The organism is Ralstonia sp. SA306 (genome assembly GCF_054792405.1).
In genome coordinates, this window is sequence record NZ_CP096452.1 from 660661 (window position 1) to 676298 (window position 15638).

13 protein-coding genes are annotated in these 15638 nt (G+C 64.3%); 11 read left to right on the forward strand and 2 right to left on the reverse strand.

The features are described from left to right. Positions 1–152 precede the first annotated feature (152 nt). From M1D44_RS19585 to M1D44_RS19610, 6 genes are all read left to right on the forward strand, one after another. Positions 153–1514 (forward strand): MFS transporter, encoded by a 1362-nt coding sequence (locus M1D44_RS19585; protein WP_316854307.1) that lies wholly within the window; start codon positions 153–155, stop codon positions 1512–1514. Between the two features lie 168 nt (positions 1515–1682). Then, positions 1683–3275, forward strand: a complete 1593-nt coding sequence (locus tag M1D44_RS19590) for an MFS transporter (RefSeq protein WP_439004850.1) — start codon at positions 1683–1685, stop codon at positions 3273–3275. A gap of 58 nt (positions 3276–3333) precedes the next feature. After that, positions 3334–3831, forward strand: a complete 498-nt coding sequence (locus tag M1D44_RS19595; RefSeq protein ID WP_024979272.1) for a MarR family winged helix-turn-helix transcriptional regulator — start codon at positions 3334–3336, stop codon at positions 3829–3831. Positions 3832–3860: 29 nt separating this feature from the next. Continuing rightward, the gene (locus M1D44_RS19600; RefSeq protein ID WP_024979271.1) at positions 3861–4832 is read left to right on the forward strand and encodes a magnesium and cobalt transport protein CorA; all 972 of its coding nucleotides are present in this window, start codon (positions 3861–3863) and stop codon (positions 4830–4832) included. Between the two features lie 10 nt (positions 4833–4842). Beyond that, complete coding sequence (locus M1D44_RS19605; protein WP_024979270.1) at positions 4843–5400, forward strand: DNA-3-methyladenine glycosylase I; 558 nt, start codon at positions 4843–4845, stop codon at positions 5398–5400. 73 nt (positions 5401–5473) lie between these two features. After that, the gene (locus tag M1D44_RS19610; protein ID WP_316854308.1) at positions 5474–6019 is read left to right on the forward strand and encodes an NADPH-dependent FMN reductase; all 546 of its coding nucleotides are present in this window, start codon (positions 5474–5476) and stop codon (positions 6017–6019) included. Between the two features lie 22 nt (positions 6020–6041). On the opposite strand, the gene M1D44_RS19615 is transcribed toward M1D44_RS19610, so the two are convergent. Beyond that, positions 6042–7268 carry a CynX/NimT family MFS transporter gene (locus M1D44_RS19615; RefSeq protein WP_316854309.1) on the reverse strand — a complete coding sequence of 409 codons (1227 nt, stop codon included), beginning with the start codon at positions 7266–7268 and terminating at the stop codon, positions 6042–6044. Positions 7269–7362: 94 nt separating this feature from the next. After that, positions 7363–8241, reverse strand: coding sequence for a Rossmann-like and DUF2520 domain-containing protein (locus M1D44_RS19620; protein ID WP_316854310.1), 879 nt, complete (start codon positions 8239–8241; stop codon positions 7363–7365). Between the two features lie 154 nt (positions 8242–8395). Here M1D44_RS19620 and yddG point away from each other — a divergent pair, with 154 nt between their 5' ends. The 5 genes from yddG to M1D44_RS19645 all read left to right on the forward strand — a co-directional run bounded on the left by yddG (position 8396) and on the right by M1D44_RS19645 (position 15595). Then, positions 8396–9316 carry an aromatic amino acid DMT transporter YddG gene (gene yddG / locus M1D44_RS19625; protein WP_316854311.1) on the forward strand — a complete coding sequence of 307 codons (921 nt, stop codon included), beginning with the start codon at positions 8396–8398 and terminating at the stop codon, positions 9314–9316. Between the two features lie 172 nt (positions 9317–9488). After that, positions 9489–9644 (forward strand): DUF3309 family protein, encoded by a 156-nt coding sequence (locus M1D44_RS19630; RefSeq protein ID WP_004634893.1) that lies wholly within the window; start codon positions 9489–9491, stop codon positions 9642–9644. Between the two features lie 145 nt (positions 9645–9789). Continuing rightward, positions 9790–11349, forward strand: coding sequence for an efflux transporter outer membrane subunit (locus M1D44_RS19635; RefSeq protein ID WP_316684732.1), 1560 nt, complete (start codon positions 9790–9792; stop codon positions 11347–11349). Beyond that, on the forward strand, positions 11346–12503 hold the full coding sequence (locus M1D44_RS19640; RefSeq protein ID WP_112187626.1) for an efflux RND transporter periplasmic adaptor subunit: 1158 nt from the start codon (positions 11346–11348) through the stop codon (positions 12501–12503). Before M1D44_RS19635 ends, M1D44_RS19640 begins: the two co-directional genes overlap by 4 nt. Then, positions 12500–15595 carry an efflux RND transporter permease subunit gene (locus tag M1D44_RS19645; RefSeq protein ID WP_024979263.1) on the forward strand — a complete coding sequence of 1032 codons (3096 nt, stop codon included), beginning with the start codon at positions 12500–12502 and terminating at the stop codon, positions 15593–15595. The genes M1D44_RS19640 and M1D44_RS19645 overlap by 4 nt, the downstream gene beginning before the upstream one ends. Positions 15596–15638 lie beyond the last annotated feature (43 nt).

Here is a 15638-nt window from a genome sequence, read left to right on the forward strand (position 1 = left end):
CGCTTGTCAGTGAAGCGAAGGGATGGTGCTGGTAGAGGCGGTATGCCCTGATCCATTCCTATGAAGCATTGACCGTCCGTTCAAGCCATAGCGCGCCTTGGAGCCTGTTAAAAGCCGGCACGGATTGTTGCGGCTTATCTCTAGGAAGCCCCATGAGTAAATCTATCGTCGACGCACAGAGCATCATCAATGGCAGTCGGTTCGGCCCGTTCCAGTGGCTTATCTTTGGGATGTGTTTTTTTATCGTCCTGTTGGATGGCTTTGACACAGCAGCCATCGGCTTCATTGCGCCATCGCTTGTGTCGGAGTGGGGCATTTCGCGCCCAGCGCTTGCCCCGGTTCTAAGTGCTGCGCTCTTTGGCTTGGCAGTGGGTGCTCTCGTCGCCGGCCCACTTTCAGACCGGATCGGGCGCCGTCTTATGTTGATCGTCTCTGTGCTGGTCTTCGGCGTCGCGTGCCTCGTATCTGCATATGCGAGCAACATCACAAGCCTGATAGCGTTGCGCTTCGTAACCGGTATCGGGCTTGGTGCCGCAATGCCGAACGCAGTGACCCTGATGAGCGAATTCTGTCCTGACAAACGCCGCGCGGTCATTGTGAACCTGATGTTTTGCGGCTTCCCTCTGGGCGCCGCGTTCGGAGGGTTCTTGGCCGCCTGGATGATTCCACATTTCGGCTGGCGTAGTGTTCTCATGCTGGGCGGTCTTGCGCCGCTTGCATTGCTCTTTCTGCTGGTCTTGCATTTGCCGGAGTCTGTTCGCTACATGATTGCGAAGAGCCAATCCGTAGAGAAGATTCGCCGTACGTTGGCGAAGATCAATGTGGCCGCACACGACGCGTCATCGTTCTTCATGACCGAGCAGACCCAGGCCCCATCGGGCCAAGGCGGTATTGCATTGGTTCTGTCCCGATCCTACGTTGTCGGATCCGTCATGCTTTGGTTGGCGTACTTTATGGGGCTGGTGATCTTTTATGCCTCTATCAATTGGATGCCCATTCTCTTGAAGGAGGCCGGGCTCACGCCAAAGGCTGCAACGTTGATTTCTGCGCTCTTCCCGCTGGGCGGCATTGGTGCTGTTCTGTGCGGCGCTCTGATGGACAAATTCAACGCCAATCGGGTGATTGCGACTTGCTACGCGCTCACTGCCCTCACCGTGTATGGCATTGGTCAAGCCGTTGGCAACGTCGGACTGCTCGTTGTTGTTGTTTTTGCTGCCGGCGTTCTGATGAATACAGCGCAGTCGTCTATGCCCGCTCTGGCCGCCGCTTTCTACCCGACGCAAGGTCGGGCTACAGGCGTTGCTTGGATGCTTGGAATTGGGCGGTTTGGTGGCATAGCGGGTTCCTATCTTGTGGCAGAGCTCACTCGCCAACAAGTCGGGTTCAGCGGCATCTTCTCAATCATTGCCATTGCGGGCTTGATCGCGTGTGTCGCCCTCTTCATCAAACAGCGCGCGCTTCCGCAGAAGTTGGCGCCAGCAGGGCTTCGCTCAACCGAGATAGTCGGACACTAAGCTCCCGCTTTTGGAAGTTCCCTTCCTCAAGGAGAGCGTTACCGCGTTTTCCTGGCTGTGATAGGTCTCGACTGCACTGACGGCGCAAGCAAGGCGGCCCCGATTCCGTTAGACTATTAATTGACGCATCAATCGTTGATGCATCATTTGTATCGTCACTCCTCCGTCATGGCCGTCCACACCGCGCTCCCGCACTCCCATACCCAGGTCTTGCCGTTCAAGGAATCGCTCTTGGCGATGATCGGCATTTGCTTTGTCGTGGTTCTGGTCGCCTTCGACCAGACCGTGGTCGGCACAGCGCTGCCCACGGTGGTGGCTGAGCTGAAAGGCTTTGAGCTGTATGCGTGGGTGGCAACGTCGTATCTGTTGACGTCCGTGGTGACGGTGCCAATCTTTGGCCGCCTGGGAGATTTCTACGGGCGCAAGCCGTTTGTGATTGCCTCCATCGTGGTGTTCACGCTGGCGTCGGTCATGTGCGGCATGGCGGGCAGCATGACGTTTTTGGTGTGGTCGCGGGCGCTGCAGGGCATTGGCGGCGGCATGCTGGTTGGCACGGCCTACGCGTGCATTCCCGATCTCTTCCCGGATGCGCGTGCACGTTTGCGCTGGCAGGTAATGCTGAGCGCGTCGTTTGGTATTGCCAACGCCATCGGCCCGACGCTTGGCGGGTGGATGACGCAGGCGTTCGGCTGGCGATCGGTGTTCTACGTGAACATTCCGTTCGGTGTGTTGGGGCTGTGGTTTGCGTGGCGCTTTTTGCCGCATCTGCGTCAGAACGTGCACACCGGGCGTATCCGCCTGGACTGGCAGGGCGCGGTGCTGATCACGGTGGCGCTGGGTGCGCTGCAGTTGTTCGTGGAATGGCTGCCGCGGCATGGCCTGTCGCTGCCGCTGTTTGGTTGGCTGGTGCTGTCGGCCGCGGCATTTGTGGCGCTGTGGTGGTGGGAGCAGCGTGCAGAGCAGCCGCTATTGCCGTTCGACATGCTGCGCAATCCGGCGCTGGCCGCGCTGTTCATGCTGGCGTTGCTGTCGGGCTTCTCGATGTTTGCGGTGCTGTTCTATGCACCGTTGCTGTTCCAGGGCGGGTTTGGCATGTCGCCGCAGGAAGCCGGTCTGGTGATTACGCCGCTGGTGGTGTGCATCACGCTGGGCAGCATCATCAACGGGCGCATCGTCACGCGCATTCCCAATCCCAACGCCATGCTGTATGCCGGCTTTGCGCTGCTGACAGTGGCGGTGGCCGGCATGTCGGTGTCGTCCAAGGGCATGCCGCATACGGTGCTGACGTTGCTGATGCTGCTGGCTGGGCTGGGCCTCGGTTTCGTGCTGCCCAATCTGACCGTGTTTGCACAGCAGACGGCCGGCCGTGCGCATCTGGGCATTGCTACGGCGCTGCTGCAATCGCTGCGCATGGTGGGCGGCATGGTGGGCACGGCGCTGGTCGGCACGCTGGTAAGCGAGCGCTATGCCTCGGGCGTTGCCAATGCGCTAAGCGCTGACAGCGCGATGCAGTGGCTGCGCCAGCTTGCCGATCCCGAAATTCTCATCGATCATGACTCGCAAGCCGCGTTGCTCTCGCAGTTGCATGCTGCCGGCCACGACGGTACGGCGCTGCTCGAAGCCGCGCGACACGTGCTGGTCAGTGCCATCCATATCGGCCTGATCGTGGCGACGGTGGTGGCGCTGATCGGCCTCTGGTATGTGCGCCGCGTGCCGCCCGTGGTGCTGCACCATGTCGAGCCTGTGCAACATACGGAATAGGCGAGACACGCCGGAGCGGTTAGGATGCGCGGTTCCCCAGCAATCTCAGCCCTGATCGATGACCTCTGAACGCGAACGCTTCGCCGTCATGCACCAGTTCGGCCGCACCTATCGTGCGTTCATGGCCGCCTTCGAGGCGCATGTCGGCCAGCCAATGCCGCGCTGGCGCATCCTGCTGGCGCTGCATGACAACACCGGCGGCGGCATGGCCCAGAAGCAGCTCGCCGAGCGACTGCAGATGGACCCTGGCGCGCTTACCCGCCAGCTTAAAGTGCTGGAGCAGCTCGGCTGGATTGAACGCACCACCGATGCGCGCGACAACCGCCTGACCAACGTGTCGCTGTCAGACGCAGGCCTGGCCATCGTGCTCGAATGCATGCCGCGCCGCATCGCCTTCATCAATGCCACGCTCGACGGGCTGCCGGACGACCTCGTCCACGCGCTGTCCGAAGCGCTGGCGCAAATCGAAACGCGCCTGGCCGAAGTGCCGGCGCTGGCCACCGCGGCCTCCACCGCATCCGATATCAAGACCGCAGATCGGCCCGCAGACCGCTAATGCGTGCCGAATGCGTTCCGGAGACAACCATGTCCATGGTGATCAACAGCGCGCTGTACCGAAACGGCAAGCGCGAACGTGACCTTTCCGTCGAGGCCATCAGCGACGTGCTGCACACGCCGGGCTCGTTTGTGTGGCTAGGTTTGCATGAGCCGGACAACGCCATGCTCGACCGCGTGCAGGAGGAATTCGGCCTGCACGATCTCGCCATTGAAGACGCGCGCAACGCGCACCAGCGGCCCAAGCTGGAGCTGTACGGCGACGTGCTGTTCATCGTGCTGAACACCGCGCAAATGGAGGGCGGCAACGTCGTCTTTGGTGAGACACACCTGTTTGTCGGCAGGGACTTTCTCGTCTCGGTGCGGCATGGGCCGTCGGCGTCGTATTCGCCGGTGCGCGAGCGCTGCGAGCGCACGCCGCAACTGCTGGCCAAAGGCGCACCGTTTGCGTTGTACGCGGTGATGGACTTTGTGGTCGACAACTATCAGCCGGTGCTTGAACGCCTGCAAGAAGAGTTCGAGCACATCGAAAGCCAGATCTTTGGCGACACGTTCGATCGCGCTGCCATCGAGCGGCTCTATACGCTCAAGCGCCAGCTTCTGCGGCTGCGCAATGCCGCGTTGCCCGTTGAAGACATTGCCGGCCAACTCGTGCGCCTGCATGACGACGTGGTGCCCAAAGAGCTGCGCGCGTATTTTCGCGATATTGCCGACCATGCGCACCGCGCGGTGGGCGCACTCGACGTGATTCGGGAAATGCTGACCACGGCCATCTCCGTGAACGTGGCGCTGGTGTCGGTCACGCAGAACGACATCGTGAAGCGCCTGGCCGGGTGGGGCGCTATTCTGGCAATTCCAACCGTGGTGTTCAGCAACTACGGCATGAACTTCAAGGGCATGCCGGAGCTGGAGCATCCGGCTGGGTACCCCATCGTGCTGGCGTGCACGGCCACCGCTTGCGTGTGGCTGTATCGCAAGTTGCGCAAATCGGGCTGGATCTAGGAGACACGAGATGGCGCGCTGCTGCTGGGCGGGCGAAGACCCGCTGATGATCGCGTACCACGACACCGAGTGGGGCGTGCCCTCGCACGATGATCGTCACCTCTACGAGATGCTGATCCTGGAGGGCGCGCAGGCCGGTTTGTCGTGGCAGACCATTCTGCGCAAGCGGGCGCGCTACCAGGAAGTGTTCGAGGGGTTTGATGCCGCACGCGTGGCGCGCTTCACGCCGGCACGCATCGAAAAGCTGCTCGCTGATCCCGGCATCGTGCGCAATCGCGCCAAGGTGGAAGGCGCCGTCATCAACGCGCGCAAGGTGCTGGAGCTTCAGGAAGAAATGGGTTCGCTCGACGCATTCCTGTGGGCGTTTGTCGATGGCAAGACCATCGTCAACCGCTGGGACAGCTACCGCGATGCACCCGCAGCGACTGATGCGTCCAAGGCGATGAGCAAGGCGCTGGTCAAGCGCGGTTTCAAGTTCGTCGGCCCGACCATCTGTTATGCCTTCATGCAGGCCACCGGCATGGTCGATGATCATGAAGCCGGGTGCTTTCGCGCCGGGAAGGCATAACGCTCAGGGCCCTTTTTGATGCGGCGAATGTCCGTTATTCTCGCCAGTCCCAACATTGACGGAGTCGTTCTTCATGTCGCTGAATTTTCTCGGCATTGCCGGTAGCCTGCGCCGCAAGTCCACCAACCAGGGTCTGCTGCGCGCAGCGTCCACGCGCGTGCCCGCCGGCGTTGAAATGGACGTGGCCGACCTGACGGATATTCCGTTCTACAACGCCGACATTACGGACAAGCCCGCTTCGGTGGTGCGCGTGCTCGAACAGATCGGGCGCGCCGATGCGCTGGTGCTGGCCTGCCCTGAATACAACTACTCGCTGGCGCCGGCGCTGAAGAACATTCTCGACTGGGCCTCGCGCGAGCCCAACAACGCGTTGCTGGCAGGCAAGCCGGTCGCGATCCTGGGCGCGGGCGGCGGCATGGGCACGTCGCGCGCGCAGTACCACCTGCGTCAGGTGTGCGTGTATCTGGACCTGCATCCGTTGAACAAGCCGGAAGTGTTTGCCAACGCGTTTGCTGGCGGCTTCACCGCCGATGGCGATCTCACAGACGAGCGCATCGCCGGCCTGATCGCCGAGCAGATGCAGGCGCTGGCCAACTGGACGTTGAAGCACAAGGCTTGAATGAAGCCTTGCAGTAGATGAATTACTCGCCGGCGTGCAGCGTGCGGTTGCGCCCGGCGAGCGAGCCCGCCACGAGCGAGGCCAGCGCAATTGCGCTGAACAGCCAGCCCATCACGGCCCAGCTGCCGGTCAGATCGTGCAGCACCCCCATGAGATACGGCCCCGCAGCGGCCATGGTGTAGCCAATGCCCTGCGTCATGGCCGACAGGCTTGCCGCCACGCGCGTATCGGCCGAGCGCAGCACGATCAGCGACAGCGCCACGCTGAAGTTGCCGCCCTGGCCAAGCCCCAGCAACACCGCCCACCACCACAGCGTTGACAGCGGCGCATATAGGCAGCCGATCAGGCCAGCCCAGCACATCAGCATCATCAGGTACACGGCGGGGCGCTGATCTCGCCCGAGCCGCGCCACGAATGGTCCGCCCAGCGCGGTAATGAGCTGCACAAGAATCGACACCGCGACCACCATGCCCGACTGCACGGCAGATAGCCCGCGGTCTTGCAGGATCACGGGCAGCCAGCCGAACACGCAATACGCCAGCGACGATTGCAGCCCCATGTAGAGCGTCACCTGCCAGGCGATAGGCTTGTTCCACAGTGACACGCGCTGAAGCCGAGTGGCTGCGCCCTTGCCGTGCGCATGCCGCATATGCGGCCACCAGCCGACAAAGGCCAGCAGCGCGGGCAGCGCCCAGAATGCCAGCGCGGGCTGCCAGCCGCCCAGCCATGCCGAAAGGGGCGCGCTGGCACCGGCTGCCACCGCGGCACCAAAGCACAGCGCCATGGTGTAGACGCCGGTCATCAGGTCAGCCTGCCGGCCGAAATCCCGCTTGACGATGCCCGGCAACAGAATGCCCGTCACGCCAATGCAGGCGCCCGCTGCCAGCGTGCCGATGAACAGCGGTGCAACGCCGCCCGCGCTGCGCAAGGCTATGCCCGCCGCCAGCGCAATCAGCAAGCCGCCCACTGCGCGTTCTGCGCCAAAGCGCCGAGCCAACACCGCGGCCGCTGGCGCAAACAAGCCCAGACACAGCACCGGCAGGGTCGTCAGCAACCCCGCCGTGGCGCCCGACAGCCCCGTGCCAGCCGCCACCTGTTTGAGCACGGGCGACAGGCTTGACAGCGCCGGCCGCAGGTTCACGCCCACCAGCACCAGCCCGACAACCAGCAGGATCAGCGCGCCGGACGACGGGCGGTCTGCAGCGTCATGCGCAGCAGGAGATGGCGATGTGTGTGGACGTTGGGACATGGCAGAACGGGCGTGCAAGCAAGCTGCCGATTGTAGGCCGCGCGCCGGATTGGTGCATGCGCGCCATCCAAAGCCAATGATCCCGACTCCGTAATTACGTTGGATTAAGGCGCGCAGCGAGGTCTGCCAGCACGTCTGCGGAAGGCGCGCCGCGTTCGGCTGCCAGGGCTAGTGCACGCCTTGTGAGTGCGGTGTACAGCGCAGCGTGATCGGCGCCCCGTGCTTCCAGCGCTTGCAGGTGTTTGTCGATGACGCCGCCGTCTCCGCGCGAGACCGGGCCCGCCAATGCGCCCGCCAGGCCGCGTGCGCGTGCCGCAGCCAGCGTGCCGTCCACCAGCGGCCACATGGCGGCCACAGCGGCATCACGGTCGATGCCCGCGGCCTCCCACAACGTGGCGGCTTCATGGAGTGCGCACAGCAGGAAGCTGGCCGCGTAGTTGGCACCGGCGTGATACAGGGCACGTTGCCCGGCACGCACCTTCAACGGCGTGCAGCCGAGCCGCAGTGCAAAGCTGGCGAGCGCCGCGTCGTGCGGCGCATCGGCGTCAATGGCGATGGAGGCGCCGCCCAGACGTTCGGCATCGTCCGGCAAACCGGCAAACAGAAACAGCGGGTGAAAGCTGGCGGTATCCGCGCCGGCTTGGCGGGCGACGTCCAGCAAGTCGCGCTCGCCGGCACCGCTGCAGTGGATGACGAGTTGGCCGGGTCGCCAGCGGATGTTGTCGACCACGCCTGGGATGGCGTCATCCGGCACGGTCACGAACACCCAGTCGGCGCTATCCGCCACGCCTTGCGGGTTGACCGCCTTGGCGCCTGTGGCTTGCGCGAGCCACGCGGCGGGCCCGGTCGAGCGGTTGGCAACCGCCACGGTGCGTACGCCCGCACCATGCGCCCGAGTGGCCAATGCCCGCGCCAGCCGCCCCGCGCCGATCCAGCCCACCGAGACCGGCGCTTCGATTGCAAAAGACGTCATGGCAAACCTCGATTTTTCATGGCCTGCATCTTATAGCGAAGCCACTTCAGGTGATCGGGCGGTACGGCCGGTAAACTGCACGCCTTCGCCTGCAGCGTTGGGCCGCGCGCGAACAAACGGTTTTTAGGTGGACATGTCAGTGCAGGCAGGCGTTATGCAAAGCAAAAGTAGGGCAACCCTCATCGGGCTCATCGCGGTGCTGTTGTGGAGTTCGATCGTCGGGTTGATCCGGGGCGTGAGCCAGCATCTGGGGGCCGTAGGTGGCGCTGCCATGATCTATACCGTCGCGTCGGTGCTGTTGGTATTCACCGTCGGCTTCAATAATTTGAAGACGTTTCCGCGGCGCTATCTGGTGTGGGGCAGCCTGTTGTTCGTGTCGTACGAGCTGTGCCTCTCGCTGTCGATCGGTTATGCCAATAGCGGGCGGCAGGCGATCGAGGTCGGCATGGTCAATTACCTATGGCCGACGTTCACGATGCTGTCTGCCATTGCCTTCAACAAGCAGCGGGCGAATGCCCTGATCATGCCGGGTGTCCTTGTTTCCATCCTCGGGATTTGCTTTGTGCTGGGCGGTGAGCAGGGGCTGGACATCGCCGGCATGGCCGAGAACGTCAAGGACAACCCGCTCAGTTACGGACTGGCGTTCACGGGCGCGGTGATCTGGGCGGCGTATTGCACCGTCACCAGCCGGATTGCCGAGGGCAAGAACGGTGCAACGCTGTTCTTCATCCTGACGGCGCTGGCCCTGTGGATCAAGTTTTTCGCCACGGGCGGCGGGGCGATGCATTTCAGCGTGTCGGCGCTGGTCTACCTTGCGTTGGCCGCGTCAGCAATGGGCTTCGGTTACGCGGCCTGGAACGTCGGCATCCTGCATGGCAACGTCACGGTGTTGGCGACCGCGTCGTATTTCATCCCCGTGTTTTCTGCTGCCTTGGCCGCTGCGCTGTTGCACGCTCCGCTTTCGTTCGCGTTCTGGAAGGGCGCATTGATGGTGGTTGCCGGGTCGATCCTGTGCTGGCTTGCGACGCGTGGCGGTCGTGCAAAGACGTTGTCTTCGCCCAAGTCTTCCGCCTGACATAAGAACGGCCGCACGCGGGCATCCGCAGTGTTTAATATTCGCAATTAACTGCCAGGATTTTAAAAAAACCGCAGATATAGCCAGCACGGGAACGGGGCGTGCTAGATGCCGGGTAAGCCGCTGCGCCACGACGGAACGGCGGCATACCAACACAGAAACAGGAGGCATCATGTTGAGCACCATTCTCATCATCGTTCTCATCTTGCTGCTGATCGGCGCGCTGCCGTCGTGGCCGTACAGCCGGGGTTGGGGCTACGGGCCGACGGGCGGGCTTGGGCTGATTGTGGTGATCGTGGTCATTCTTGTGCTGCTGGGCTATATCTGACGCCACGATTGACGTCGATGGGCGCGTGGTTCTGAGCATCGCCTGACCGGTTGCCGAGGGGTTGGCTGAGCACCGTAGCGGGGCGAGTGTCTTGCAGACGCTTGACTGGGCATAATCCCAGCTGCGTTCCCGAAGGACACTTCCCATGAAGACAGGTCGACACGCCGTTAGCCGTGCGCCCGGCGGTCGTGCCCGATTCGCTTCGCTGATGCTGGCCCTGGTGCTGGCCGGTTGCGCGGTCGGGCCCGATTATCACACGCCGCCCCTGAGCGGCACCGAAGCCCCGCAAGCTTGGCACGCCACGCTGCCGCACCACGGCAGCCGCATGGCGCTGGCGCACTGGTGGGAGCAGTTTCACGACCCCGTGCTGACTCAATTGGTGGAGCAGGCAGACGCGACCAGCCCGACGATCGCGCAAGCGGTCGGCCGCGTGCGCGAAGCGCGTGCGAGCGTTTCCACCAGCCAGGCGGGGCTGTTGCCGCAACTGAAAGGCTCAGGCTCAGCCACGCGGCAGGGCGGGTTTGGCGGCAGCCAGTTTGCCGGCGGTGCGGGTGGGGTGTCTGCGGGGGCGTTGAATCCGACCCTGGGTTTGGGCACGATCACCACCTTGGCGGCGCAGGCCGATGCGTCGTGGGAGATCGATCTCTTCGGCGGTAAACGCCGCAGCCTGGAAGGTGCCGATGCGCGTCTGACTGCCAGTGAAGCCGACTGGCACGACGCGCGCGTATCGCTCGCCGCCGAAGTGGCCAATGCTTATTTGCAGCAACGCGAGTGCGAGGCGCTGGTCAACATCGGCGCGGCAACGCTGTCGTCCCGGCAGGAAACGCTGCAACTCACTGAACGTAAATTCCGCGCGGGCTTTGTCGCGCCGGCTGATTTTGCACAAGCGCAAGCCACGGTGGGCGATGCCGTCAATGCGCTGGAAGGCCAGCGTGCGCAATGTGCGCAGGGCATCGACAAGCTCGTCACGCTCACCGGCATGGATCACGATGCGCTGAACGGGTTGCTGTCCAAGGCCAGCGCGCAGATTCCGGCACCGCCCGATGCGGGCGTGCCCGATGTGCCGGCGCAGGTGCTGTCGCAACGGCCGGATGTGTCGTCGGCAGAGCGCGCGGTTGCGGGAGCAAGCGCCGATATCGGTGTGGCGGTCGCGAGCCGTTTGCCGTCGATCACGCTGGCGGGCACCATCGGCATCAATTCGTACCGCCTTGGCGGGCAATCGTTGACAAGCAAGTCCTGGTCGTTCGGGCCGTCGGTGTCATTGCCGATCTTTGACGGCGGCACGGGCGCGGCGCGCGTGGAAACGGCGCGCGCCCGTTACGACCAAGCGCTGGCCAGCTATCGCAGCAAGGTGCGTCAAGCGGTGCAGGAAGTGGAAGATGCACTGGTGCGCCTGGACGCTTCCGACCGCCGTGTCGATGCAGCCACGATGGCCGATGCCCAATACGCAAAGGTGCTGGAAGCGTCCAACGCCCGCTACCGCCTGGGCGCGGGCAGCCTGCTGCAGCTGGAAGACGTGCGGCGTACGGCGTTGCAGGCTTCGCAATCGCTGGCGGCCGTCAAGCTTGAACGCGCCCAGGCCTGGGTTGCGTTGTACAAGGCCGTGGGCGGCGGCTGGCGCGACGACGCATCCAACGCTTATCCCGATAACAAGACCACTGCGCCGACCGCACAGGGCCGCGCGCATACCGGAAGCGCTTCATGACAGGACAACGAGTTTGGATGGCCGCGCTGGCCGTGATGCTGGCCGGCGCGCTTGCTGCGTGCGGCAAATCTGCGGAGAGCAAGAACAAGGAACAGCCGCCTGCCAAACCGGCGCTGGCCGTCAACGTTGCGCATCTGGCGCAGCACGTGTGGCCCCGCGCCGCCACGGCCAGCGGTGCCGTGCAGCCGTGGCAGGAAGCCAGCATCGGCGCCGAGGTGAACGGGTTGAAGCTGGCGGAGGTGCTCGTCAACGTGGGCGATGTGGTCAAGCAAGGCCAACTGCTTGCGCGCTTGTCGGATGAAACCGTGCGCGCCGACGTGGCAGCCCAACGCGCCAGCCTGGCCGAAGCCGAAGCCTCGGCCGCGCAAGCTGCCGGCGAGGCCCACCGTGCGCATGAACTCGACAAGAGCGGTGCGATCAGCCAACAGGATCTGGTCCAGTACGACACGCAGGCCAAGACCGCGGCTGCCAAGCTGGCCGCAGCCCGTGCGCAGTTCGAGAGCCAGCAATTGCGCTTGCGCTACACGCGTGTGGTCGCGCCGGACGACGGCGTGATCAGCGCACGCTCGGCCACCGTGGGCGCCGTGGTGTCTTCCGGCACCGAACTCTTCAAGCTCATCCGCAAGAACCGCCTGGAATGGCGCGCTGAAATGCACGGCGACGTCCTGCCCCGCATCCAGCCCGGCCAGGCCGCGCGCCTGCGCCGCATGGATGGCGGCGTGGTGAACGGCCGCGTGCGCCAAGTCGCCCCCACCGTCGACGCCAACACGCGCAATGGTCTCGTCTATGTCGACCTGCCGCCGGAAGCTGCAGCCTCAGGCGTAAAGGCGGGCATGTATCTCTCGGGCGATGTGCTGCTGGGCGATGCGCCGGCCGCGACATTGCCGGAGACCGCCGTGTTCTCACGCGATGGCTACGACTACGTGATGGTGATCGGCCAGCAAGGCCGCGTGCGGCAGACCAAGGTGACCGTTGGCCGCCGCCAGGACGGGCAAGTCGAAATCGTGCAAGGCATCGGCGCGAATGACGGCGTGGTCGCTGCAGGCGCGGCATTCCTGAGCGATGGCGATGTGGTGCGTGTGGCCGCTGCCGGTGCAGCCTCCGCGCCCGCGGCACCAACCACAGCGGCGACCGCAGCCGGAGCCAAGCCATGAACTTTTCTGCCTGGGCGATCCGCAAGCCGATCCCGTCGATCCTGCTGTTCATCCTGATCACGGTGGCGGGGCTGGTCTCGTTCAAGATGCTGTCGATCCAGAACTTTCCCGACATCGACTTTCCTGCCGTATCCGTGACGGCCAGCCTGCCGGGCGCCACGCCCACGCAGATGGAAACCGAAGTCACGCGCAAGATCGAAGACAGCATTGCCAGCATCGGCGCGATCAAGCACATCACGTCCACCATCAACGACGGCAGCTCGACCACGATGGTCGAGTTCCAGCTTGAGAAGGATGTGCAGGAAGCCGTAAACGACGTGCGCGATGCGGTCAGCCGTATCCGCGCGCAGCTGCCGTCCGACGTGCAGGAGCCGGTCATCTCCCGCGTGACATTCGCAAGCCTCCCGGTGCTGACGTACGCCGTGGAAGCAACCGACATGGACGCGGAGGACCTCTCCTGGTTTGTCGACAACACGGTCAACAAGCGGTTGCTGTCGGTGCACGGCGTGGCCAAAGTGACGCGCCAGGGCGGCGTGGACCGCGAAGTGCGCGTGCAGCTCGACCCGGTGCGCTTGCAGGCATTGAACGTTTCAGCGGCAGACATCAGCGCGCAAGTGCGCGGCATGCAGCAGGAAGCGCCGGGTGGGCGCGGCAACATCGGTGGGCAGGAGCAGGCAGTCCGCACGCTTGGCACCGTGAAGAGCGCGCGTGAACTGGCGCAGATGGACATCCCGTTGTCGGACGGCCGGCGCATTCGCTTGTCAGATGTTGCTGACGTGCGCGACACGGCGGCCGAGCCACGCCAGATGGCGCTGTTCGACGGCAAGCCCGTCGTCAGCTTCCAGGTGTTCCGCTCGCGCGGCGCGAGCGAAATCTCGGTGGCCAAAGGTGTGCGCGACGCGCTGGCCGCATTGCAGGCCGAACGGCCCAATGTGCATGTGACCGAGGTCTACAACATGGTCAAGCCGGTGTCGGATGCGTACACCGCGTCGATGCACGCGCTGTACGAGGGCGCCATCCTGGCGGTGATCGTCGTGTGGCTGTTCCTGCGCGATTGGCGGGCCACGTTCGTGTCGGCGGTGGCGCTGCCGCTGTCGATCATCCCGACCTTCGCGGCCATGCAGTTGCTCGACTTCACGCTCAACGGGATCACGCTGCTGGCGCTCACGCTGGTGGTCGGGATTCTCGTCGACGATGCCATCGTGGAGGTGGAGAACATCGTGCGCCACCTGCGCAACGGCAAGAAGCCGTTTGAGGCCGCCATGGAAGCGGCGCAGGAAATTGGTCTGGCCGTGGTGGCGACGTCGCTCACGCTGGTGGCGGTGTTTCTGCCCACGGCCTTCATGGGCGGCATCTCGGGCAAGTTCTTCAAGCAGTTCGGGTGGACGGCTTCGCTGGCGGTGCTGGCCTCGTTGCTGGTGGCGCGGCTGCTCACGCCCATGATGGCCGCCTACATGCTCAAGCCGCAGGACGAACCCAACCGCGACGGTTGGGTCATGACGCGCTACCTGCAAGCGGCACGCTGGTGCCTCGTGCACCCGTGGAAAACGGGCGGTATGGCGGCGGCGTTCTTCGTCGTGTCGGTCGCCATCATCGGGCTGATTCCGGCGACGTTCCTGCCGCCCGAAGACTGGGCGCAGCTTCAGATGACGGTGGAAAGCCCGCCCGGCAGCACGATCGCCCAGACACGCGAGAACACCGAGCGTGTGCGCAAGATCGTGATGCAGCACAAGGAAGTCCGTCACGTCTATACGGCCATCGGCTCGGGCGTGATGGCCGGCGTGCCGGGCTCCAGCGGCGGCGAGGTGCGCAACGGCACGCTCACGATCTCGCTCACCGGCCGGCATGATCGACACATCAAGCAGCAGGACGTCCAGCGCCAGTTGCGCGAAATGCTGGAAGGCGTGCCGGGCGTGCGGATCTCGTTCGGCGCCGTGGGCTCCGGCGAGCAACTCCAGGTGGTGCTGACCGGCGACGACCCCGCCACGCTTCAGCAGGCCGCACGCGATGTGATGCGCGATCTGCGGACCGTGCCGGGGCTTGGTGCGGTGACCTCGTCGGCGAGTTTGCTGCGGCCCGAAGTCGTCATCCGCCCCGACTTTGCGCGCGCTGCGCAACAAGGGGTGACAGCCGCCGCCATCGGCCAAGCCGTGCGCGTGGCAACCGCCGGCGACTACGACGTCAACCTGCCGAAGCTGAACCTGCCCGAGCGGCAGGTGTACATCCGTGTTGAACTCGATCCGAAGGCACGCAACCAGATCGACACGATCCGCCAGTTGCGCGTGCCGGGCCGCAATGGCGCGGTGCCTCTGGAAAACATCGCCGATATTTCCATCGGCAGTGGTCCGGCGCAGATCGACCGCTATGACCGCAGCCGCAACGTCACCATCAGCGTGGGGCTGGAGGGGCGGGCGCTGGGCGATACCAACATGGCGGTGGAGGCGCTGCCTTCCATCAAGAACTTGCCGCAAGGCGTTCGCCGCATTGCCTCCGGCGATGTGGAGGGCATGCAGGAGCTGTTCAGCAGCTTCTTCCTCGCCATGTTCGCGGGTGTGCTGTGCGTGTATGCGGTGCTGGTGCTGCTCTTCCACGACTTCACGCAGCCGGTGACGATTCTGGCGGCGCTGCCGCTGTCGGTGGGCGGCGCGTTTGGGCTCTTGGCGCTGTTCGGCTTCAGCTTGTCACTGCCGGCGTTGATCGGCTTGCTGATGCTGATGGGCATCGTGACCAAGAACTCGATCCTGCTGGTCGAATACGCCATCGTTGCGCGGCGCGATCTCGGTATGTCGCGCACCGAGGCCATCATCGATGCCTGCCACAAGCGCGCGCGCCCCATCGTCATGACCACGGTGGCCATGACGGCCGGCATGGTGCCGATGGCGCTGGGTCTGGAAGGCGATGCGGGTTTTCGCGCGCCGATGGCCGTGGCGGTGATCGGCGGCCTGCTCACTTCCACGCTGCTGAGCCTGCTGGTGGTGCCGGTGGTGTTCGAGAAGGTGGATGACTTCAAGGAGTGGACGCTGCGCAAGTTCCGTGGCGTGCGCCATCACGGGCACAGAGCTGAGCCTGTACCACAGCAGGAGCAGCGTTAACGGCAGCGTCGCCCATGCCTCACGGAGACCGGCGAAGCGACGG